Here is a 20,270-nt window from a genome sequence, read left to right as displayed (position 1 = left end):
TGGATGTTATCTTTAATTCCGGGTTCTTTATGGGGATGGTCCTTTGCGCTTGGCGCATTCCACATCTGCCGAATCCGCATACCCTCCAAGAGATCGTAAACAGTTCAATAAGGGAGCAAAAAAGCGTAAGCCTTTTGAATAATGAGAAGACGGTTCTTCTTCCTTGGCATGGTCAAGAGGCTTCCTCCCGGATGGTTTGTAAAGAGATTCTTCTATTGGAGCAAGTTGATGGTAGCTATGTTCAACCGGCGCTTCAACAACAGGCTCGGGAGAGATAAGATTCACAATCTGTTCTGCTGTCCAAAAAGCCCCGGATAAAGCCAATATAGGAATTGATAATACCGTGACCAAGGCGCCAACGACGACCCCGAATGCGGCTACCGGTAGCGCTGCTAAGGGAATCAATAGCAGTGTTAATCCCAGTGAAGTAAATAAGGGAGTATTTCCTCGTTTTCTAAATTCCTCTATAGAGATAGGCACTGTCGGGAAAAGCCAGTCAGTAATTTTTTCCGAGAGGTAAGAGCCTGATGAAATAGAGCCACCTAAAACAAGCAATGGCGAAAAGAGAATTACGGCTGCCAGTGTAAGAGCAATCAGTGCAAAGCTCATGAGCGCAGCGACAGGAAAGAATAGAACGGTTAACAATGCAATAAATACATTTTTCATCGTTTCTCTGGCGTTCGTTACACTAATTGTTCAATAGGATACCCTATTTTTCGTTCAAAAGAGAGCTGCTCCGCAAGGCAGAGCAGCTACAGGAACTCTTGTTCGTCACTGAAATGACGTGGGCGAAGAGAGTTGTGATTCGGCATGAGCGATTTCCATGTCTGTTTCTGATGGAGTTCGATTTCTTCTCCGTGCCTCTTCTGCATACCTATTATTAAAATTGGCTCCAATAGAAACAGGTGCAGTCACTATCTCTTGACGACGACTTTCAGCAAATCCACTGAAGGAAGAACTTAGTTCTCTAAATAAACCAGCGGTATCATGACTCATTCTTGTTAATCCTTCTAAATGTCTGCCAATTTGGGAAAGCTCCCCTCGTGGTGCCATGGCTAATTTTTTAGCGATACTTTCTGTTTTTGATGCCAAGTGACGAGTTACCAAGACATGGAATTTATGGAACAAATCAACGTTAAACTCCGGGCTTTTTAATAGTTCGGAAGGTGTTTCCCCTTTTAATAAGTCGAGTTGTCGTCTTAATAGTAAAGCCTGCCCCATTGTTTCCAAAAAGGGTGTATTGCAAAATGCTGAACGCAGTTTAGTCATTAATTCATGTTCTTGCTCTTGCGGCAGGTTATCCACTAAAGAACTAGCCAGCAAAGTAGGATGTTGGTTAACCAGCGTATGGCTTAAAAACTGGAATTGGTTAAATAGGTCGGCGTTAAAACTGTCTAAAAGCAGTGTGTGTGCCTGGGTCGTGGCAGGCTCGCTCAGTGCCTCAATAAGGGTGCGTATTTGCAATGCCTGTGTCGTTAGGGTGTGAATGGCAGTAATTGGTTCTAAACGTTCAAGCTTGGATTTAAACGTATTAAGTTCATCAGCTGGGCATTGCAAAACCATTGTTGTCACTAAATGAAGTTTTTCCTTGCGCGATAATTGTGCTAACCCCTCACTACTTGCCGACATTGAAGCGAAATCAGTAACCAGGCGCTCATAAGGTCGGTCCATTTTTAGCAATTCTTCCCTGGAATAGTTAGGCATTTAAATCTCTCCTTATTAATGGTGCAGCAGATGTTGTATTGGTACTGGGACAACCTTTGTTATAGTAACGAAAACCAGGGTGGATGCAACGCGATCATCTCGTTGCTGCAAAACCTTAAAGTTTTATTGTGAAATGACGACTATACTAATGAACGTGGTTGCCTGAAAATAATAATAAGGAGTGGGCAATGTCTAAAAATCATCTTCTACAAGATCCTTTCTTAAATGCATTACGTAAGGAAAAGGTCCCGGTCTCTGTGTTTTTGGTCAATGGTATTAAATTACATGGTATTGTTGATTCTTTCGATCAATATGTTGTGATGCTGAAAAACTCGGTGACGCAAATGGTATACAAACATGCCATTTCAACCGTAGTTCCCTCACGTTTGGTGAATTTTTCTGCTGGTGAGGAAGAGGGAAATATGGCAGACTAAAGTTCTTCTTTTTACCGGAAAATGCAGTTGTTTGAACGTCCGCAAGGTGGTGAGCGCGCTATTCTCGTGCAATTAGCGCTTCCTGGGGTTGATGCCGGAACGGCATTGGCTGAATTTAAGGAATTGGCGGTTTCGGCGCAAGCTGAAGTGCTGGCTTGCGTGCTCGGCACGCGCGCTACACCTGAGGCCAAATATTATGTTGGTCTTGGTAAGGCAGAGGAAATTCAGCAACTGGTAAAAGAACAGCAAGCAGAGCTTGTTTTGGTCAATCATGAACTTTCACCCTCACAAGAGAGGAATCTGGAGCGCTTGTTTCAGTGCCGTGTAGTGGATAGAAGCGGTTTGATTCTGGATATTTTCGCACAACGGGCACGTACCTTTGAGGGGAAATTACAGGTTGAATTAGCGCAGTTACAGCATTTATCGACCCGTTTAGTGCGCGGTTGGACCCACCTGGAGCGGCAAAAAGGTGGAATTGGTCTGCGCGGGCCTGGAGAAACCCAGTTAGAAACAGATAGACGGTTATTGCGTGAACGCATTCGTTCGATTCATAAACGTTTAGAAAAAGTTAGGCGCAGTCGTGATCAAAATCGCCGTGCCAGACGTAAGCTTGCTATGCCTACTGTCTCACTGGTTGGTTATACTAATGCTGGAAAGTCTACTTTATTCAATGCGCTGACCGGTGAACAGATTTATGTTGCTGATCAGTTGTTTGCGACTCTGGATCCGACGATGCGTAAATTGGAGTTACCTGGCGCTGCGTCTGCTATTTTAACGGATACAGTCGGTTTTATTCGTGATTTGCCTCACCATTTAGTAGAAGCTTTTCGTGCCACTCTTGAAGAAACACAAGAGGCTGATTTATTACTGCATGTGATTGATATTTCTGATCCACATTGGCGGGATACGGTATTTGCTGTTCAGCAGGTCCTGGATGAGCTGGAGGTAAAAGAGATCCCTATTATTCAGGTTTTTAACAAAATTGATCAACAAGAAGCCTGGCAACCAAAACTGGACAGACAAGAAGAAGGCTGTAAAGTTTGGGTTTCTGCAAAAACAGGCGCGGGCCTTGATTTGCTTCGTGAGGCCATTGCCACCCAATTGCAGGGTGACCTTATTGAAGAAGAAATCCTGCTTGCTGCCAGTGCTGCAAAGTTGCGCGCTCAATTATATCAATTAGGCGCTGTGCTGAGTGAAACAACCTCTGAAGAGGGCGGATGGCAGTTAAAAGTGCGTTTAACAGAGGCACAAAAATCGCGTTTATTCCCTGTAATGGAAGGTACTAAGAGTTCTTAATGACCCGATTCAAACTGGCTAAGGTTTGTCCGCCATACAAGGTCTCGCTTAATTCCCCCTGGGGGTTAAATACAAACGTTACTGGTACACCACGAATATTTCCTAAATGAAGCTCTCTTGCCGGATTATGTTGCAGGCTTGGATAGCGAATATTGTATTGCCTGATTAAATCCAGCTGCTTTTCTACAGGCAGCATGTCATAGTTAACTGCGAAGAGGGCCACCTTATCTTTCTTATTACGATAAAAACGATTAAATTCGGCAATTTCATCCAGACAAGGATTACACCAGCTGGCCCAGTAATTAATAAATATCCACTTACCTTTCAAACTGGAAAAAGGAATATGCTTGCCGTTAACATCTTTCAAGACGATTTCACCAGCATGTCCCAAGAGGACAATCCCAAAATAAACAACTATAGCGAATACCAGCTTTAAGCGAAACACGCCTCACCCCATAGAATAAATTTTTGCCATTCTACCACATTCTTTATAATTCGAGACAAGGTTTCAATCCCTCCACTATTTCTTAAGGGATAATTTTTACTTCGGGTGGAAGGCTAATTTTACTATGCTTTGCGATAGAACAAATAATGCATGGGCAAACTCGTTATTTTCAACTATGCTTATTTCTCTATTTCTGTGAGTTAACCCAATGAATACCATACAAATTGAGCAGTTACTTACCGGAACCTTGATGAGAGAAGGAGCTGGGGTCAAACTTCAACGCTATATTGGTGCGGATAGACAGAATAATTACGAACCTATTTTATTGTTTGATTTTTTTGATAGCGACGAGGCAATGGATTATGTTGCTGGTTTTCCAGAGCATCCTCATCGTGGTTTTGAGACAATCACCTATATGTTGCATGGTCAAATGGCGCACAAGGATAATCAGGGGCATCAAGGTACGATTGGTCCTGGGGATGTGCAGTGGATGACTGCCGGGCGAGGTATTATTCATTCCGAAATGCCCAGACAGCAAAGTGGCCGTCTAACCGGCTTGCAACTATGGCTTAATTTGCCTGCTGAACGCAAATGGTCCGAGCCACATTACCAAGAATATACAGCCATGCAACTTCCCGTAGAAAAACATAGCTCGGGTACCACGATTAAGGTGATTGCAGGAAAGACCAGCATGGGAACGTCCTCTCCCATTAGTGGTATTGCAACCTCGCCGTTGTTTTTTGATATTAGTTTTCCAAATCAGCAAAAATTACAACAAATCATCCCTGTTACCCATCAATCCATGCTTTATGTTTTATCAGGCGAAGTGATGGTTCAGGGACAAGGGGTTAAGCAGGGCGTATTAGCAATATTAAGTGCCGGAGAGCAGTTGTTGTTACAAGGTGGAGATAAAGAGAGTCGGTGCTTGCTCATTGCAGCAAAAAAACTGAAAGAACCTATTGCCAGGCTTGGTCCCTTCGTGATGAATACACAGGATGAAGTGATGCAGGCTTGGGACGATTTTCGCAATAATCGTTTTTGACCCAGGAGAGACCAATGACAAAAGTGCTCGTGCTTTATTATTCTAGTTATGGCCATGTAGAAATGATGGCGGAGGAAGTTGCTAGTGGGGCCTTAGAGGTAAAGGAAGTCGATGTTGCAATAAAACGGGTACCAGAAACAATGCCCGAGGAGATTGCTAAAAAAGCGGGTATTAAATTGGATCAAAAAGCGGCTATTGCCACTCCGGCAGAACTTGCCGATTACGATGCTATTATTTTTGGAACACCTACTCGCTTTGGTAATATGGCCGCGCAAATGCGTAATTTCCTTGATCAAACGGGCGGGATGTGGGTAAACGGTTCTTTAATTGGTAAAGTTGGTAGTGTATTTGTATCCACGGGTACTGGCGGTGGCAACGAGTCAACGATTTTATCTTTTTGGAATACATTAATGCATCATGGCATGATCCTGGTGGGTACTCCTTACTCTGAAAAAGGATTAACTGATCTGAGTGCTATGCGAGGTGGTTCACCCTATGGGGCTGGTACTATAGCAGGGGCTGATGGTAGTCGTATGCCAAGTGACGTTGAACGACGAATAGCCCGCTTTCAGGGCCGACATGTGGCTGGCATTGCTAAACGATTATTTGGTACAAAGCAGCTTTAAATTTTTAACAAGCGCTATCCCTTTCTCCCATCTTATTGCTTGTATGGAATAAATGGGAGTTTTTTGCGTAATTTTTCAATTTATTGAATGAGTTAAAAAAGGGTATGCTCCCCCTTGGCAGACTAATAAAAACTCCTATTGAATATTATATAAACAAAAAGACCTTTATTTATTCTGTTTTTGCTTGCCCGAAAGAATTAATGATGTATAATCAGTGTTCACCCTTCTGCATTCACCCTAAAGGGGCCACAGACTAGACGTGTCAGTGCACAATGCTTCTGGGGTTCATAAAACGAACAGTATGCTAGGAATCGAATGGCTATCTCTTTGATAATAGTGGCAATATTAATTTTAACTTTTGTTTGTATAATAGCCATGTTGTACAAACTAAGAAAACAACCTCCCGTGCGCTTATCTATTTTTGATTATGTAAAGCTCACGGTGAGCGGGGTTATTGCCTTTATTGCGGATACGCTTGGTGTTGGCAGCTTTGCTGTAAACGTTACCCTGGCTAAAATACTGAGGACTTTTCCCGATGATGAATTACCTGCGGTAAACAATGGTGCTCAGGTTATTCCAGGGACGATAGAGTCTCTCTTTTTCATGCAATTGATCGATGTCGATCTTACTACACTGGTCACGTTGGTAATGGGGACTTGTTTTGGGGGATTGGTTGGCGGGGTCATTGTGACGCACTTAAGTAAACAAGCTATCCGCCTGGCAATGATGTGTTGTTTTGTGATTATCATCGGCCTGCTAATCTGTCATCAATTACGCTTAATACCTGCTGGTGGTGAGCTGATCGCGTTGCATTCTGGCAAACTTTTTATTGGTTTTTTTGCAATGATTATCTGTGGCGCTTTAACTTCCGTGGGTATTGGCCTATTTGTGATGGTGCAAGCCGTGTTATTTTTACTGAATGTGTCGCCTGTCGTTGCTTTCCCTATAATGATGACGGCTGGGGCTATGCAGCAACCCTTAACTACTTTAGTATTTGTTCAGCAAAATAAAATTCCTTTAAAAAAGACCTTAATCCTGAGCCTGGGTGGTTGTATAGGTGTTTTTGTTACAGTTCCGATTTTTATTCATTTAACAGTGACCTGGTTACATTCTCTACTACTAGTCATACTGGTTTATAATCTCTTCGCTATTAGTCGAACTTATCTGCGCTCTCGAATAAAGAGCCACGGCTATCAGCCAACCTCGATTCCTCTTGTTACAGCGGATTAATTTCCAATACTTTGCCGGCCGTACTCTCCTGTGAAGAGCGTCGCAATGCCGGCCAATCAACGCTTCTTGGGCAAGGCCATCGAAATGTCAGCAGACCCTGGTAGAGACACTGTCGGAGAAAGCAGCAAAGATGCTAAAATAAGAAATACTGTTTTTCTTCTCCTGGGTTCCCTGTAAGTTTCACCTGGATGGAGCAATCACACATTGAGTACGATGAAACGAGCATTCAGACCGAGTGTATAGATTAGTTTTTAAAGGGTCGTTTGATGGAAGAACCGAAAAGTAAATCACAAAAAAAGCGTGACGCTGATGCTTTGCAAAAGGTAGGCGTCAAATTAATCGCGTTGAGTTTGACTAAACTTGATACGTTGCCATTACCCCCCAATTTGCGTCAGGCTATTATTGATGCTAAATCCATCAAGAGCCATGGTGCGATAAGACGGCAAGCACAACTGATTGGTAAACTTATGCGAGCTGCTGATAGCGAGGCTATACTGGCTGCCTATGAAACAATTATCGCTGAAGATAGCGCCCAAACGGCTGCTTTTCATGAGTTGGAACAATGGCGAGATCGCCTGATTAATGAGGGGAAAGAAGCCCTCACTGAATTTATAGCTGCTTACCAACCCACTGATGTGCAGCAGTTGCGCCAATTGGTAAAGAAAGCAGCCGACGAACAAAACAGCGGCAAACATACTGGTGCTTCAAAGGCCCTATTTCGTTTTTTAAGAGCTTGTTTATAATGAATTATTCCTTATTTATTAGTTGCCCGAAGGGTTTGGAATACCTGCTGGAAGAAGAGGTTAAGGCGCTGGGTTTACGGATTACTCGTGTGAGCCCGCAGGGTGTTTACGGGGAAGCTGATTTAGCCGTGATTTATCAGTTGTGCTTGTGGTCCCGCCTGGCTAATCGTGTGCAGCTTCTCCTGTTTAGTGGTCAAGCCCATAATGAGCAGACTCTTTATCAGCTTTGTAATCAGTTTCCCTGGCAAACGGTATTTTCCGCTGATAAAACGCTGGCTATTGAGTTTCATGGTTCTTCAACACATATAAGAAATTCCATGTTTGGCGCACAAGTAGTCAAAGATGGCATTGTTGATCATTTTCGCCAATTTAAAGGGATGCGCCCTTCGATCGATCGTGAAAAAGCGCAAATTCGCCTGCATGCTCATTTAAAACATGACATCGTCACAGTAAGTTTTGATTTGACGGGTTATAGTTTGCACCAGCGTGGCTATCGAACCCAGGCCGGCGAAGCTCCCTTAAAAGAAAATATCGCCGCAGCCATGTTAATACGGGCAAAATGGCCACAATTAGCTGCTAATGGTTACGCCTTGCATGATCCTTTCTGTGGTGCTGGCACCCTGGTTATTGAAGCCGCAATGATGGCTGGTCATATTGCACCTGGCTTATTACGCCATGATCAATCGTTGATATACTGGGCACAGCATCAACCCTCTTTATGGGAAAAGATGAGAGCGCATGCCTTACAACAGGTAAAACCCATCAAAGTAAAATTGAAGGGAACGGATAATAATCAACGGTTAATTACAGCTGCCAAAGCAAATGCTGAACGGGCTGGCGTGCTGCCTTTAGTCGAGTTTGCTGTGCAGGCTGTCAAAGATTGCCAGCCCTCTGATGCCCAGGGCTTGTTGATTTGCAACCCGCCCTATGGGGAGCGTTTGGGTGAAGCGACACACCTGGTTCCACTCTACCAACAATTAGGCACTACTATCCATACTCATTATCAGGGATGGCAAGCGGCTGTTTTAACGTCTAACCCAATGCTTGCCAAGGCCTTGGGTTTACGTGCCAGTAAACAATATACCTTGTTTAATGGGGCTTTGGAGTGCAAGTTATATTGTTTTGTCCTTGATGCCAAGAACCAGTTAAAAAGCAGTGAGGATGGTTCTTTGTCATCAGGAGCCCAGATGCTCGCCAACCGTCTAGCGAAGAATTTCCAGCATTTGCAAAAATGGGTAAAGCGTAATCAGATAAGTTGCTATCGTATTTATGATGCCGACTTACCAGAATATGCTTATGCTATTGATATTTATAATGATCATGCCGTCCTGCAGGAATATGCCGCGCCAGCATCCATTGCTGCGCATAAAATTGAAAAGCGTAGTCTGGAAGTTATTCAGGTCGTTCCGCGCGCGTTGGGTATTGCGACCGATAAATTGGTAGTTAAACAGCGTAAACAACAAAAAGGCTCTAACCAATACCAAAAAATGAATCAGACTCAACGAACGATGACGGTACAGGAGGGCTCTGCCAAGTTGAAAGTGAATTTGTATGACTATCTGGATACAGGGCTATTTCTTGATCACAGACTCTTGCGTATGCGCTTTGCCCAATTAGCGCCCGGGACCCGTTTTCTTAATTGCTTCTGCTACACAGCCAGTGCCAGTGTACAGGCTGCCTTGGCCGGCGCATTGACGACAAATGTTGATTTATCAAGAACTTACTTAAGCTGGGCTGAAGATAATTTCAAGCTTAACCACCTTGATTTGTCCAAGCACCAATTTATTCATTTCGATTGCATGGAGTGGCTTAAACTCACACGAGATCGGTTTGATGTGATTTTTCTGGATCCGCCCAGTTTTTCCAATTCAAAACGGATGACGGTTACCTTAGACATACAACGTGATCATCAAGATTTAATTGATGCGGCCATGTCCTTACTCAATCCTCGTGGTAGTTTGTATTTTTCCACCAATTTAAGACAATTCAAGCTAGCGCCTCAGGTTAACGAAAAATATAAGGTAGTGGATATTAGCGCTGAAACCATTGATTTGGATTTCAAGCGTAATAAACGCATCCACCAGTGTTTCCTCATTACCAAGGCTGATAATTAGGGGTTAATCGGATTTTTTTACTGGCTCCTGAGGCTGTGGCTCTTCAGGGTTGCCATAAATTTGTTCCTTTAATTCCTGCATGTGGCCGGCCATAAAAAATACCTCGGCGGTTAGAAATAATGGAGCAATCAGTGCCTGCCAGAAATTATCCATAAACGCAGGTCTTTTTCCTTCTAGAAAATGGCCAAGGAATTGTAACCCCCAACCAAGAACAAAAGTAATGATAAAAGTCCATAGGGCCCCACTTGTTGGACCTGCATAGCTAATAACATCAGCTATCCATAATAAACAGAAGAGAATAGGGGTAAGGGCTAATGCCAGGCGCCAATTAAGACGGAAATAATAAACAAGTAAGACAATAGTCGCTATTCCGGCAAGGTTGGTGTCGAGTATTCCTGGAATAACCAGATGAAAAAAACCGAGAAAAATCATTAAGGAAAAAATGATCAAGGGAATACCGGCAAAATGCGTATAGCGAGTGATAGGTTTTTGATGGTATCCAGCATAAAATTGAGCTTGCTCAATAAATGGTTTCATCGTAATCATCCTGAAAGGGCTTAAAGTAAAAAGTAGCATAGTCTGAATTAAACTACCAATCCATGTTATCAGCATTGGTAATTTTGAGTCAAAAAAATCAATATTGATTCTTTTTGGATAAATTGTTATCATTCTCGCTTTCAATTAGCAGGCTAATCTATGAAATGCTTTAGGATTTTAGCAGTCATTTGTGCTCTCTTTATTACTCATTCGGCCATTGCTGATGAAGTTAGCTTACGCGATAAGATTGGCCAAATGCTAATCATAGGATTTGATGGCAAGACCGTAGACAGAGATTCGCCGGTCATCAAAGCGATTAATGAGGATAACATTGGTGGTGTTATTTTATTTGATTATAACCAGCGCACACAAATTTTTGATAAAAATATAGCCAGTCCAACTCAGGTAAAAGAATTAAACCATTATTTGCAATTGAGTAATTGGCGTGCCAATGAAAGGCATCATCGTCCGCAATTGCCTCTACTAATTTCAGTTGATTATGAAGGAGGCGAAGTCGATAGATTAAGTAAAGATTACGGTTTTCCCGGAACGGTTGCAGCGGAGCTTGTTGGTAAAATGGGTCTGGAGAAAGCGGGGCAGATAGCTGACACGATGGGGGCAACACTAGAACTTGCCGGATTCAATTTAAATTTTGCGCCGGATCTTGATGTTAATACTAATCCAGACAATCCCATTATCGCCAAATTAAAACGTAGTTTTTCTGCTAATCCAGCTGAAGTCACACGTTATGGCAGGATTTTTTCCCATTATTTTTTACAACACGGTGTTCAGTGTGCCTATAAACATTTTCCTGGGCATGGTAGTGCCAATGCCGACTCTCACTTAGGCTTTGTCGATGTTACTGATACTTGGCAAGCGTCCGAATTGGAGCCTTTTAAATTACTCTCCAAAAGTAATGGGACTTGTGGCATGATTATGACAGCCCATATTGTCAATCGGAACCTTGATAAATCGGGGTTACCTGCTACTTTGTCTCATCAGGTGTTAACGGATCTGCTACGGGAGCAGTTACATTTCGATGGCGTCATTATTACTGATGACATGGAAATGAAAGCGATTAGTGCTAATTTTGCCTTGGAAGATGCGTTAACACTGGCCATCAATGCTGGCGCAGACATGTTCATCTTTGGCAATCAGCTCTCTGAGTCCCCTCAGGATCCCAAGGTAGTGATTGATATTATTGAAGCCAGGGTAAAAACCGGTAAGATTAATGCAAGCAGAATTGATGACGCTTATCGTCATATCACGGCTTTCAAGCGCTCTATCATGCATAAGACGGATGGAGTAAGCCAATAGCTGCTGCAAGCGACAATTGGTAATTCTTGCTAGAAGCCTTTCCTCAATAATCTACTTCAAAAAATTGCGGATTAAAGGCATAACAATTCCAGGGTAAGGTTTGTTCTTTAATTTCAAGAAGGATGCGCACTCTATCGAGGGCAGCAAACTCTCTCTTGATAGACAAATAACAAACGCGCTTTACCCCGTTTAAAATCACAAAGTGATAGTTACTCTCGGGATGGTCATAGAAATAGTAATCCGGGAAATCGTAGTAATTACCATTGGCATGAAGTTGGACAGGAAAACCATGAATAATAACCTTCTTGGCAAAGCTTAATGGACTAAAGACAATCAGTGCCACTAATACATAAAGTAGTTTGATTTTCATCGCAGCGGCTCCCATCCTTTGATAGCTACATAGGGCCTGTTTACCTATCAATGCAAACAGATCCTAACTCTTTATATAATCAATTCATTTAATTGAAATGTTTTTCAAATTATAGTCACAAATTGAATACTTAACGGCGCGAATAACGAAGATTGAGCGGGTTTGTCTAAAAGAAATCAGCTCCCATTGCTATATCCAATGAGGAGTTATTGATACGGTTATTCCCTCTTAAAAACCAATTCATCACCAGGGTCAACCCCAATGGTTATTGGCCGCCGCAGATTGCAGATCTGCCAATTCAACCGTTTCATTCAGTGGAATAAAGTATGGAGGATAAGAAGCCAATATCCCTGGCTTCCAATTTAGGATTGCAGTTGCTGCCAACGGAAGCAGGATTTAACATGATCATTTACCATGCCTACAGATTGCATGAACGCATAGCAGGTCGTTGGCCCCATAAAAGCAAAACCATCTTTTTTTAATTGTTTGGCCATTGCAATCGAAGCCGGAGTAATTGCTGGAACATCAGTGAGACTTTGCCGGCTGTTTTGAATAGTTTGTCCATCGGTAAATTGCCAGAAATAATCAACAATATTTTCTCGCGCCTCTACGTGTAAAAAACTGATGGCATTAGTACGAACCGCCTTAATTTTTAATTTATTACGGATAATACCTTCGCTATGGAGTAACAATTCCAGTTCTTTGTCGGTCAGTATAGCCAGTTTTTCTGGTGAAAAATCCAAGAACGCTTTGCGCATGGCTTCCCTTTTTTTGAGAATAGTAAACCAGCTTAGGCCTGCCTGCATGCCCTCCAAAAGAACCATTTCAAAGAGTTTTTCCCGTTTTCTAACAGGAACGCCCCACTCCTCATCATGGTAGGCGATATAGAGGGGATCTTTAGTGCACCAGGCGCATCGTGTCATAGTCATTACCGTTAATAGACGGAAGCAACGCTTCCGTGTTCATTAATGTCTAGTATTGAGGAGCTGTTTTACTTTGAGTGGAGACAGCATGGAGTCAGACTGGAAAGCCACTGCAAGCGTGTGATCATCTCTCATGTTATAAACACAAACCCAGATCTCCTCTTCATCCTGTTGGGGTACAGGGTTTCCAGAGAGATTGACCAATAGCTTATTCCCTTCAGCGACAGCTTTTTCTGCGGATTCAGCAGGAATAGGCCCCATTGTAAAAAGCCAGGAATTTTGAGTGCCGTATTTGCTAAGGTTATAAGTTAAGTACATATCACGTAATAATGTTTGAGCCAGCGCCATCTTGGTGCTTTTTATTAAATTGGCATCCGGGCAACTGGAAGGACTGTTGAACGCGAACGAAGAGCCAGAAATTACCAATGCACTAACGAAAGCGATAAAAAGGGATTTTAACGTCATGTAATAATCTCCTTGGCATATGTGGATTAGAATCGCCAGACTAGCAAGCGCGATTCTTTCTGGCAAGAATAATTTGTAAGATCAGTAGACGTCTCGAAATTACATCAAATCAAAGGTCCATTTCCCTAATAAAAACAGGACATTTCCATTACGTTTTGACATGCCAGGAATGTAGGTAGCCGAGAGGGTCGCTTGACGGTAATTAAATGATAGCCAGGGGAGAACTCCTGGAAAGGGGATACCCTTATTAAGATCCGGACGTGCCGTAACCAGGGCGGCAACCCCTGCGCCAACTCGCATGTTGTCACTTAAATGCGCAACTTTAAGGAAGGCATAGCCAGCCACTGGCTCGACATTTTTATGTGAATCAAGAAAAGCGAAGGCATAGAGCCCATGCCAATCACCGTTTTCATCATACAGGCCCTTACCTAAACCACCGCCCCAGGCAAGCTCATTATAAGTTCTAATCTTTTCAGGTGGATAGGTATAACGGTTATGCCAGGCATAGCCAGTTAGGTATAGTTCATTATTGCCTTCTGTCCATATTTGCTTTAAGCGATGGCTGATACAGACAGGCTTAAACCACGCATGCCAGGTAGAACACGTTGCGTCATTTTCTGCCCTGACAATATTCGTCATCATTAAGAGTAACAGGCCAATAAAAATTTTTTTCATCTGGGTTCAATATGTCCGGGGTTTCTACACCACTTGGTTTAATGCTAAAGTGATTCAGACATCATTGATGACGGGCTATAGCCTAATACGATTTATAACGTCACCTAGTCGAGAGCATACTAACATGGACTTGTTTCGCAAAAAAGCTATTCATGATTCGGTCGATACTGATTCGCATTTGGCTAAGTGCTTGTCAGCTTTTGATTTGGTTTTCCTGGGTGTTGGTGCCATCATAGGCGCGGGAATTTTTGTGTTAACCGGTATTGTTGCCGCAACGCAAGCGGGTCCGGCAATCATTTTATCCTATGTTGTAGCAGGGTTTGCCTGTGCTTTTGCCGCCCTTTCTTATGCCGAATTAGCCGCTGCCATTGGAGGTTGCGGCAGTGCTTATGGCTATGCTTATGCTGGTTTTGGTGAATGTATTGCCTGGATTGTTGGTTGGGATCTATTGCTCGAATATGCTATCTCTGTTTCTGCAGTTTCAGTTGGCTGGAGCGGCTATTTCAATGATTTTTTACGAGCATTAAAAATTAATTTACCTCCCTATTTCCTGCATGGTCCTTCCGATGGTGGAATATTTAACTTGTCGGCTTTTACTATTATTTTGATTTTGTCTGCCTTATTAGTTTATGGAGTAAAAACAAGTTCTCGGTTTAATAATTTAATGGTGCTGGTGAAACTACTGGTTATTTTCCTTTTTATTGGGATAGCACTGATTGATATTAATCCACATAATTGGAAGCCTTTTATGCCTTTCGGCTGGCGTGGCGTGATTGAGGGGGCATCCCTAATTTTCTTTGCCTACATTGGTTTTGATGCTGTATCCACTGCGGCAGAAGAGGCTATAAACCCGCAAAGGGATCTGCCTATAGGTATTATAGGTTCTCTGTCTATTTGCACTGTTTTATACATTATTGTTTCCGGGTTGTTAACAGGGATGGCTCATTACAGCACACTCAATGTTTCTTCTCCCATCAGTTATGTTTTATTGATGCTGGGGCATAAAATAGCTGCTGCATTAGTTGGCGTTGGCGCTATAGCCGGTTTGACCACCGTCATGCTGGTGTTATTTTATGGTCTTAGCCGCGTGTTCCTGGCGATGGCTCGCGATGGGCTTTTGCCACAATTTTTTGCTTCGATTAATTCACATACTAAGACACCAATACGTATTATTGCCTCCTGTGGAACTTTGATGGCCATTCTGGCGGCCTTTATACCTATTGCTGATTTGGCCGAGTTAGTCAATATAGGGACTCTTTTTGCCTTTATCACAGTTTGTATCGGAGTAATTATTTTACGTTATACGCATCCCGATTTACCTCGACCCTTTAAAACACCTTTCATGCCTTTAATCCCTGTTCTAGGTGTGATCAGTTGTGCTTACCTAATGATTAATTTGCCCTGGTTTACCATGCTCCGTTTTATTGTCTGGATGGTGATTGGCATAGGCCTTTATTGGTTCTACGGCCGTTTTAACAGTGTACTCAATCACAAGGAAAGTACGTAGGTTATTGTGAGAAAACAGAAACGTACCAGTATTTCTTATTTGTTACAGCGTCTTGTAAAGACACACAAGGAAGGGCTACTGACTTATAAAACTCTCGTTAAAGCCATGGGTGAGCAGGCCTACGGCTTAATAATTATTCTTTTTGCGCTACCCAGTGCTTTACCAATTTCAGCACTTCCTGGCGTCTCTTTTATTTTTAGCTTGCCCATTATTTTTATTGCGGTACATATTATTATGGCAAGGCCTTCTTTGTGGTTACCCGTAGTGCTGGCAAGACAACGTATTGAGGCTGAGAAATTGGCCAATATCGTTCATAGAACTACCCCTTATTTAAAACGCATAGAGCTTTTGTTAAAACCCCGTTGGCAGTTTCTTTCTTCGCCAGTGATGGAGCGAATACACGGTATTATTTTACTGGGATTAGGATTGCTATTAATGTTACCAATTCCTTTCAGTAATTTTGTACTTGCGCTCTTAATTATTTTATTTGGATTAGGATTATCGGAAAAGGATGGGTTGTTATTATTTATCGCCTATTGTGCTACTTCTTTGTATTTGTTTTTACTTGCCAATGTAATAGAAGAAATTTTTGTTATTTTTTTCACCTAGCGAAGGGTTAGCATAAGACCAGCGGCTACTATTCCGGCGGCTGGAACAGTCAATAACCAGGAGAGAAAAATTCGCTTTAAAACAGGCCAGTAGGTGCCATTAACACCGTTGATTAGTCCGACACCAGCTATTGAACCAGTGACTGTATGTGTTGTGGAAACAGGAATACCATACTCGGTGGCTGCAAAAATCATGATGGCTGCCCCTGTTTCTGCTGCACAGCCGCGCATGGTGTTAAGTTCAGTGATCTTTGTGCCCATGGTGTGCACAATGCGCCAGCCCCCCGCTAAAGTCCCCAAGCTGATAACCAAATGACAAGAAATAACAACCCAAAAGGGCACATAAAAAGTATCGCCGAGCCAGGAGGTAGAAAATAATAAAACGGCAATGATCCCCATCGTTTTTTGCGCGTCATTTCCACCATGAGTCAGACTTAACAAGGCTGAGGAAGCTAGTTGGAAGCCTTTGAACATTCTATTAAGGGCGGCCTCAGCTTGATACTTTGATAAATAGGCAAAGAGAGAGATAAGAAAAAAACCAATCAATAGTCCAGCCGCTGGGGAAACAAAAATACCAATACCAACTTTAACAAAGCCAGAAAGCTTGAGGGCACCGATCCCGGCTTTTGCAAGTGCTGCGCCAGCAAGGCCACCGATTAGGGCATGCGAAGAGCTTGATGGTAGACCATAGTACCAGGTTACTAAATTCCAGAAAATCGCACCTACCAACGCGGCTAAAATAAGAGGCGCATCTACGATATGGGTGTCAATCAATCCGCTGCCGATGGTTTTTGCAACCATTAAGTTAAAAATTAAGAAGGCAATAAAATTAAAAAAGGCAGCCCATAGAACAGCTTGGCGCGGCGTCAAAACGCCGGTAGTGACTATAGTGGCGATTGAATTTGCGGCGTCGTGAAAGCCATTAATAAAATCAAAGACAAAGGCAATCACAATAACAAACAAGATAAATGAAGTACCAGACGCCATGATTTGTCCTTAAACTTAATTGGCATGCTCTCTGTGTTTAGGGATAATTCTTACCTGTTTAATACGGGCTCCCTGTATGCGCTCAATGATGGCAAGAAAGTCAGGGAACGAAACCCTGTCTCCTTCTTTCGGGACCGAACCTACCTGGTGTAATATCAGACCAGCTACGGTAGCAACTTCCTCTTCTTCCTCTTCGATACTTAATGTTAATTCATGATGTAAGGCGCGCTCAAGGGCATGGAGGGTGCAATCTCCTCGCACGATGATGCTGCCATCTCGCTGTTTTACCCAGGCATCATGGGTTTTGTGGAATTCATCTTGGATAACACCGATAACCAGATGCAATAAATTGTCCAGGGTTAAAAAACCCACGATAGCCCCTTGACGACCATAAACCAAAGCAAAATGAGGCATTCCCTCTTGAAACTGGCGTAATAAGGCCAAGGCAGGTTGTCGGTAGGAAATTTTGGGCACAGGTCTTATTAATTCCTCTAAAGACAACTCCCTATTGGCTTGTGTTTCGTGTAATAGTGGTTGTAAGTCTTTCACATGAAGGATGCCAATAATTTGTTTCTTTGCTCTATCATAGACTGGATAGCGACTATAGCGATAGCGATTTAAGACTTCAATTAATTGGTCACTGGCAATGTGGCTATCAAGCATAATCATGTCATCATAGGGACGCATAACATCCATAGCACGCAGGTCGCCCAATTCTAGCGTATGGGCCAGAATACTGCTTTCTTGCAGGGTCAGTTCACCATGGATCTGACTGGAACGTAAGATTAGTTTGATTTCCTCACTGGAATGGAATTGCTCACCTGGATGGATAATGTCCAATCCCAAACGTTTCAGAAGAAAATTGGAGCAAGAATTAAGTAACCAAATGACGGGATACATTAACCAATAGAAAAAATACAAGGGCACAGCTGTCCACAATGAAATTTGCTCACTTTGGCGAATAGCCAGTGATTTTGGCATTAATTCACCGACAACAATATGAAGAAAAGATAAGAGCGAAAAGGCGATAACAAAACTAATAAATTCAACCAAAGCAGGTTGGACAAGGCCTAATTTAAATAATAGTGGCGAGAGTAGACGAGTAAAGGCGGGCTCCCCGATCCAGCCTAAACCTAGAGAAGCCAGGGTAATACCCAGCTGACAAGCCGACAAATAAGCGTCGAGCTGTTGATGCACCATTGCTAAAATATTGCCGCGCCAGGGATATTGCGTTTTAATTGCCTCAACTCGTGTGTGGCGCAGTTTTACCATGCCAAATTCAGCGGCAACAAAAAAAGCGTTCAATAGAACGAGAGCAAAGCCACCAAGAATGAGAAGAAAATTACTCATAATTAAATATGGTAACTGGAGTGAGTCATTAGTTTAGATACTCCCTGCATTAGTTTTTTAATAACAAAAGGTAATTCTGCCGCACCGGCTTCTTTGGCAACATCGGCATGGTGCATTTCATCCTCATACATCTGTGTCAGGATGGCTTTGCTTTTTGTGTCCTGAATGGGCAATTTCTGCCAATGCTTTTGCAAATGGGCAGAGACTTGTAATTCGGTTTCAGCCACAAAACCAAGGCTCCAGCGATCGCCAGCCAAGCCGGCCAACGCACCAATCATAAAGGAACCAAAATACCACAAAGGATTCAACAGACTTGGTTGACTGTTTAATTCATGCAGGCGCTCTTCACACCAGGCCAGGTGGTCAATTTCTTCTGCAGCTGCTTGCTCCATCTGGGTTTTGATATTTCCTAGTTGCGCTGTCAACGCTTGGCCTTGATACAAGGCCTGAGCGCATACTTCGCCTGCATGGTTAACCCGCATTAACCCTGCAACATGACGCTGTTCTTTTACTGCCAATGCTGGTATGGCAAGTTCTGCACCGGGTGTATTCCGTTTGCTAATCCTCTGTGCAGGAGGAACCAGGGTGCGCAAGGCTGCATCGATCCCGCATAGCAAATTTTCAAACACGCTTAAATGGCGCATAGGAGTCTCAATTAATAGTTCGTTAGCTAATGGTAGCCTGAATATGGTCTAGATTGAAGCAGGGGAGTGGTTTTTAAAGGCGAAGGAACGGACAGGAGGAGGTTTTGATTAAAAATTGTGCAGCTAATTGTTGGGTGAACTATAGTAAAAAAATAAACGGTTCATCATTTACGAGAGATTATGCCTTTTTCAGCAAGAAAACTGGCCAAACAAGCTGTTCAAGCCTTGATACAACCTACCATTAAAAATCTTAAGGATGTCAAAGAAGTTAATGATCAGATCATTAATGATACCATTTTCACCATGGAAGAGGGACTCGATGATTTATTGCAGAGAGGAGCGATACCCAGAACGGAATACAAACTGCAAATGGCACAGAGCCAGGTAGAATTAAATAACAGGCTTAGAGCTAAAGAGCAACTTAATGGAACCTTGGATCGATTCAATCAATTTGCAGATGAACAAAATGAAATTTCCTCGTTTGTGATTGCAGCAAATACAACTCGAGAGGGATTAAAAGAGCTTATTTCGATTTTAAAAACCAAAGGTGTTACAGCCGAGGATCCAAACGAAAAACGCTTTTTAGAAACTATTTTACAAACAGCAGAATCCTATAAAACGATGATCGATGCAGGAAGACCTATCTCTGAAAAAGAGATACCTATCCTGGAAAGTGAACAACGGTATGCCAACCAGATATTCGCCTCATTACAAACGAATAAAGTAAAACCGGATGTTCTTAATAAATACTTAGATCAGCTCGAAGAAATTAAATCTTATAAAGAAAAAACCAACAACGATCCAAAACTTTCGTCGGCAGAGAAACAAGTTGTAAATAGTCTGTGTGATTCGTTGAGTAGGGAAATTAAAACGACTCTGGCCGCTTTAACTGCACCTTCCGCAACCGGGGCAGGAGTGGCGGTAACTACACCCGAAGAGATTATAAAAAATCATAAAGATAAGATAGCAGGGCATTTAACATCCGCGAGAGAGCTGGAAACAAAAGTACCCGTTACTTCGGGCTTTAAAGGGTTAATTAATGATATTTGCAGGGCTCTTGACTGTAAACCAGTCTTCACTGCCGCTGGAACAGTCCAAAACATGAAAAGCCAATTGAACGCGATAAAAGGTCACGAAGAAGTGGAACCACAAAGAGGTTTAAAAATGGAGTAAAGAGAGAACATTTTGCTTTAGCATTAAAACGGGGCCTTGGCTTTTATACGGGCGGAATAATCTTCAATTGAACAAGTTGA

22 protein-coding genes are annotated in these 20,270 nt (G+C 42.7%); 11 read left to right on the top strand and 11 right to left on the bottom strand.

Annotated features, from left to right (window positions below; all coding sequences use genetic code 11):
* Nucleotides 1–27: 27 nt before the first annotated feature.
* Nucleotides 28–666, bottom strand: coding sequence for a hypothetical protein (locus tag ACN4Z1_RS01485; RefSeq protein WP_228363532.1), 639 nt, complete (start codon nt 664–666; stop codon nt 28–30).
* A gap of 105 nt (nt 667–771) precedes the next feature.
* The gene (locus ACN4Z1_RS01480) at nt 772–1,704 is read right to left on the bottom strand and encodes a hypothetical protein (protein ID WP_228363533.1); all 933 of its coding nucleotides are present in this window, start codon (nt 1,702–1,704) and stop codon (nt 772–774) included.
* A gap of 188 nt (nt 1,705–1,892) precedes the next feature.
* Here ACN4Z1_RS01480 and hfq point away from each other — a divergent pair, with 188 nt between their 5' ends.
* A complete protein-coding gene (hfq, locus tag ACN4Z1_RS01475; protein ID WP_115219951.1) occupies nt 1,893–2,138 on the top strand; it encodes an RNA chaperone Hfq in 246 nt (81 codons plus the stop codon).
* Between the two features lie 27 nt (nt 2,139–2,165).
* Entirely contained in the window at nt 2,166–3,434 is a 1,269-nt protein-coding gene (gene hflX, locus ACN4Z1_RS01470) for a ribosome rescue GTPase HflX (RefSeq protein ID WP_228364080.1), read from the top strand.
* Here hflX and ACN4Z1_RS01465 read toward each other — a convergent pair.
* Nucleotides 3,421–3,879 (bottom strand): TlpA family protein disulfide reductase, encoded by a 459-nt coding sequence (locus ACN4Z1_RS01465; RefSeq protein ID WP_228363534.1) that lies wholly within the window; start codon nt 3,877–3,879, stop codon nt 3,421–3,423. The two genes, hflX and ACN4Z1_RS01465, sit on opposite strands and share 14 nt — an antisense overlap.
* A 208-nt stretch (nt 3,880–4,087) precedes the next feature.
* On the opposite strand from ACN4Z1_RS01465, the gene ACN4Z1_RS01460 reads away from it, so the two are divergent.
* The 5 genes from ACN4Z1_RS01460 to rlmKL all read left to right on the top strand — a co-directional run bounded on the left by ACN4Z1_RS01460 (nt 4,088) and on the right by rlmKL (nt 9,634).
* Nucleotides 4,088–4,921, top strand: a complete 834-nt coding sequence (locus ACN4Z1_RS01460; protein WP_228363535.1) for a pirin family protein — start codon at nt 4,088–4,090, stop codon at nt 4,919–4,921.
* Between the two features lie 14 nt (nt 4,922–4,935).
* Nucleotides 4,936–5,547, top strand: coding sequence for an NAD(P)H:quinone oxidoreductase (gene wrbA, locus ACN4Z1_RS01455; protein WP_228363536.1), 612 nt, complete (start codon nt 4,936–4,938; stop codon nt 5,545–5,547).
* 315 nt (nt 5,548–5,862) lie between these two features.
* Nucleotides 5,863–6,777, top strand: a complete 915-nt coding sequence (locus ACN4Z1_RS01450) for a sulfite exporter TauE/SafE family protein (RefSeq protein WP_228363537.1) — start codon at nt 5,863–5,865, stop codon at nt 6,775–6,777.
* A 266-nt stretch (nt 6,778–7,043) separates the two neighbouring features.
* The gene (gene yjgA, locus ACN4Z1_RS01445; RefSeq protein WP_228363538.1) at nt 7,044–7,520 is read left to right on the top strand and encodes a ribosome biogenesis factor YjgA; all 477 of its coding nucleotides are present in this window, start codon (nt 7,044–7,046) and stop codon (nt 7,518–7,520) included.
* Entirely contained in the window at nt 7,520–9,634 is a 2,115-nt protein-coding gene (gene rlmKL, locus ACN4Z1_RS01440; protein ID WP_419385777.1) for a bifunctional 23S rRNA (guanine(2069)-N(7))-methyltransferase RlmK/23S rRNA (guanine(2445)-N(2))-methyltransferase RlmL, read from the top strand. Before yjgA ends, rlmKL begins: the two co-directional genes overlap by 1 nt.
* 3 nt (nt 9,635–9,637) lie before the next feature.
* Here rlmKL and ACN4Z1_RS01435 read toward each other — a convergent pair whose 3' ends face one another.
* Nucleotides 9,638–10,171 carry a DUF962 domain-containing protein gene (locus tag ACN4Z1_RS01435; RefSeq protein WP_228363540.1) on the bottom strand — a complete coding sequence of 178 codons (534 nt, stop codon included), beginning with the start codon at nt 10,169–10,171 and terminating at the stop codon, nt 9,638–9,640.
* Between the two features lie 159 nt (nt 10,172–10,330).
* Here ACN4Z1_RS01435 and ACN4Z1_RS01430 point away from each other — a divergent pair, with 159 nt between their 5' ends.
* Complete coding sequence (locus ACN4Z1_RS01430; RefSeq protein WP_228363541.1) at nt 10,331–11,488, top strand: glycoside hydrolase family 3 protein; 1,158 nt, start codon at nt 10,331–10,333, stop codon at nt 11,486–11,488.
* A gap of 43 nt (nt 11,489–11,531) precedes the next feature.
* On the opposite strand, the gene ACN4Z1_RS01425 is transcribed toward ACN4Z1_RS01430, so the two are convergent.
* From ACN4Z1_RS01425 to pagP, 4 genes are all read right to left on the bottom strand, one after another.
* Nucleotides 11,532–11,858: a hypothetical protein gene (locus ACN4Z1_RS01425; protein WP_115219961.1), complete on the bottom strand. Its 327-nt coding sequence runs from the start codon at nt 11,856–11,858 to the stop codon at nt 11,532–11,534.
* A 362-nt stretch (nt 11,859–12,220) separates the two neighbouring features.
* The gene (locus tag ACN4Z1_RS01420) at nt 12,221–12,781 is read right to left on the bottom strand and encodes a DNA-3-methyladenine glycosylase I (RefSeq protein WP_370634550.1); all 561 of its coding nucleotides are present in this window, start codon (nt 12,779–12,781) and stop codon (nt 12,221–12,223) included.
* A 42-nt stretch (nt 12,782–12,823) separates the two neighbouring features.
* A complete protein-coding gene (locus ACN4Z1_RS01415) occupies nt 12,824–13,246 on the bottom strand; it encodes a DUF4949 domain-containing protein (protein ID WP_228363543.1) in 423 nt (140 codons plus the stop codon).
* Nucleotides 13,247–13,345: 99 nt separating this feature from the next.
* Nucleotides 13,346–13,921: a lipid IV(A) palmitoyltransferase PagP gene (gene pagP, locus ACN4Z1_RS01410; protein WP_228363544.1), complete on the bottom strand. Its 576-nt coding sequence runs from the start codon at nt 13,919–13,921 to the stop codon at nt 13,346–13,348.
* A 124-nt stretch (nt 13,922–14,045) separates the two neighbouring features.
* On the opposite strand from pagP, the gene ACN4Z1_RS01405 reads away from it, so the two are divergent.
* Both ACN4Z1_RS01405 and ACN4Z1_RS01400 read left to right on the top strand, forming a co-directional pair.
* Nucleotides 14,046–15,428: an amino acid permease gene (locus tag ACN4Z1_RS01405; RefSeq protein ID WP_228363545.1), complete on the top strand. Its 1,383-nt coding sequence runs from the start codon at nt 14,046–14,048 to the stop codon at nt 15,426–15,428.
* A 6-nt stretch (nt 15,429–15,434) separates the two neighbouring features.
* On the top strand, nt 15,435–16,037 hold the full coding sequence (locus ACN4Z1_RS01400) for an exopolysaccharide biosynthesis protein (RefSeq protein WP_228363546.1): 603 nt from the start codon (nt 15,435–15,437) through the stop codon (nt 16,035–16,037).
* Here ACN4Z1_RS01400 and ACN4Z1_RS01395 read toward each other — a convergent pair.
* Genes ACN4Z1_RS01395 through coq7 form a run of 3 tightly spaced genes read right to left on the bottom strand, consistent with a single transcriptional unit; the run spans nt 16,034 to nt 19,017 of the window.
* Nucleotides 16,034–17,023, bottom strand: coding sequence for an inorganic phosphate transporter (locus tag ACN4Z1_RS01395; protein WP_228363547.1), 990 nt, complete (start codon nt 17,021–17,023; stop codon nt 16,034–16,036). The genes ACN4Z1_RS01400 and ACN4Z1_RS01395 overlap by 4 nt on opposite strands.
* Before the next feature lie 15 nt (nt 17,024–17,038).
* The gene (locus ACN4Z1_RS01390) at nt 17,039–18,373 is read right to left on the bottom strand and encodes a hemolysin family protein (protein ID WP_228363548.1); all 1,335 of its coding nucleotides are present in this window, start codon (nt 18,371–18,373) and stop codon (nt 17,039–17,041) included.
* A gap of 2 nt (nt 18,374–18,375) precedes the next feature.
* The gene (gene coq7 / locus ACN4Z1_RS01385; RefSeq protein ID WP_115219968.1) at nt 18,376–19,017 is read right to left on the bottom strand and encodes a 2-polyprenyl-3-methyl-6-methoxy-1,4-benzoquinone monooxygenase; all 642 of its coding nucleotides are present in this window, start codon (nt 19,015–19,017) and stop codon (nt 18,376–18,378) included.
* Between the two features lie 180 nt (nt 19,018–19,197).
* On the opposite strand from coq7, the gene ACN4Z1_RS01380 reads away from it, so the two are divergent.
* Nucleotides 19,198–20,190, top strand: a complete 993-nt coding sequence (locus tag ACN4Z1_RS01380) for a hypothetical protein (protein ID WP_228363549.1) — start codon at nt 19,198–19,200, stop codon at nt 20,188–20,190.
* Nucleotides 20,191–20,270: the final 80 nt, after the last annotated feature.

The sequence above is a fragment of the Legionella sp. ST3F1 genome (assembly GCF_048553315.1).
Lineage (GTDB): Bacteria > Pseudomonadota > Gammaproteobacteria > Legionellales > Legionellaceae > Tatlockia > Tatlockia donaldsonii.
This window is presented reverse-complemented; position numbering and strand designations above follow the sequence as displayed.

What these genes read in the sequence shown, in the direction of transcription:
- ACN4Z1_RS01485 (WP_228363532.1), bottom strand. Translation starts at nt 666, where the DNA reads ATGAAAAATGTATTTATTGCATTGTTAACCGTTCTATTCTTTCCTGTC.
- pagP (WP_228363544.1), bottom strand. Translation starts at nt 13,921, where the DNA reads ATGAAAAAAATTTTTATTGGCCTGTTACTCTTAATGATGACGAATATT.
- ACN4Z1_RS01405 (WP_228363545.1), top strand. Translation starts at nt 14,046, where the DNA reads ATGGACTTGTTTCGCAAAAAAGCTATTCATGATTCGGTCGATACTGAT.
- ACN4Z1_RS01480 (WP_228363533.1), bottom strand. Translation starts at nt 1,704, where the DNA reads ATGCCTAACTATTCCAGGGAAGAATTGCTAAAAATGGACCGACCTTAT.
- ACN4Z1_RS01430 (WP_228363541.1), top strand. Translation starts at nt 10,331, where the DNA reads ATGAAATGCTTTAGGATTTTAGCAGTCATTTGTGCTCTCTTTATTACT.
- ACN4Z1_RS01415 (WP_228363543.1), bottom strand. Translation starts at nt 13,246, where the DNA reads ATGACGTTAAAATCCCTTTTTATCGCTTTCGTTAGTGCATTGGTAATT.
- yjgA (WP_228363538.1), top strand. Translation starts at nt 7,044, where the DNA reads ATGGAAGAACCGAAAAGTAAATCACAAAAAAAGCGTGACGCTGATGCT.
- ACN4Z1_RS01450 (WP_228363537.1), top strand. Translation starts at nt 5,863, where the DNA reads ATGGCTATCTCTTTGATAATAGTGGCAATATTAATTTTAACTTTTGTT.
- ACN4Z1_RS01395 (WP_228363547.1), bottom strand. Translation starts at nt 17,023, where the DNA reads ATGGCGTCTGGTACTTCATTTATCTTGTTTGTTATTGTGATTGCCTTT.
- wrbA (WP_228363536.1), top strand. Translation starts at nt 4,936, where the DNA reads ATGACAAAAGTGCTCGTGCTTTATTATTCTAGTTATGGCCATGTAGAA.
- ACN4Z1_RS01390 (WP_228363548.1), bottom strand. Translation starts at nt 18,373, where the DNA reads ATGAGTAATTTTCTTCTCATTCTTGGTGGCTTTGCTCTCGTTCTATTG.
- ACN4Z1_RS01425 (WP_115219961.1), bottom strand. Translation starts at nt 11,858, where the DNA reads ATGAAAATCAAACTACTTTATGTATTAGTGGCACTGATTGTCTTTAGT.
- ACN4Z1_RS01380 (WP_228363549.1), top strand. Translation starts at nt 19,198, where the DNA reads ATGCCTTTTTCAGCAAGAAAACTGGCCAAACAAGCTGTTCAAGCCTTG.
- coq7 (WP_115219968.1), bottom strand. Translation starts at nt 19,017, where the DNA reads ATGCGCCATTTAAGCGTGTTTGAAAATTTGCTATGCGGGATCGATGCA.
- ACN4Z1_RS01420 (WP_370634550.1), bottom strand. Translation starts at nt 12,781, where the DNA reads ATGACACGATGCGCCTGGTGCACTAAAGATCCCCTCTATATCGCCTAC.
- ACN4Z1_RS01460 (WP_228363535.1), top strand. Translation starts at nt 4,088, where the DNA reads ATGAATACCATACAAATTGAGCAGTTACTTACCGGAACCTTGATGAGA.
- rlmKL (WP_419385777.1), top strand. Translation starts at nt 7,520, where the DNA reads ATGAATTATTCCTTATTTATTAGTTGCCCGAAGGGTTTGGAATACCTG.
- hfq (WP_115219951.1), top strand. Translation starts at nt 1,893, where the DNA reads ATGTCTAAAAATCATCTTCTACAAGATCCTTTCTTAAATGCATTACGT.
- ACN4Z1_RS01435 (WP_228363540.1), bottom strand. Translation starts at nt 10,171, where the DNA reads ATGAAACCATTTATTGAGCAAGCTCAATTTTATGCTGGATACCATCAA.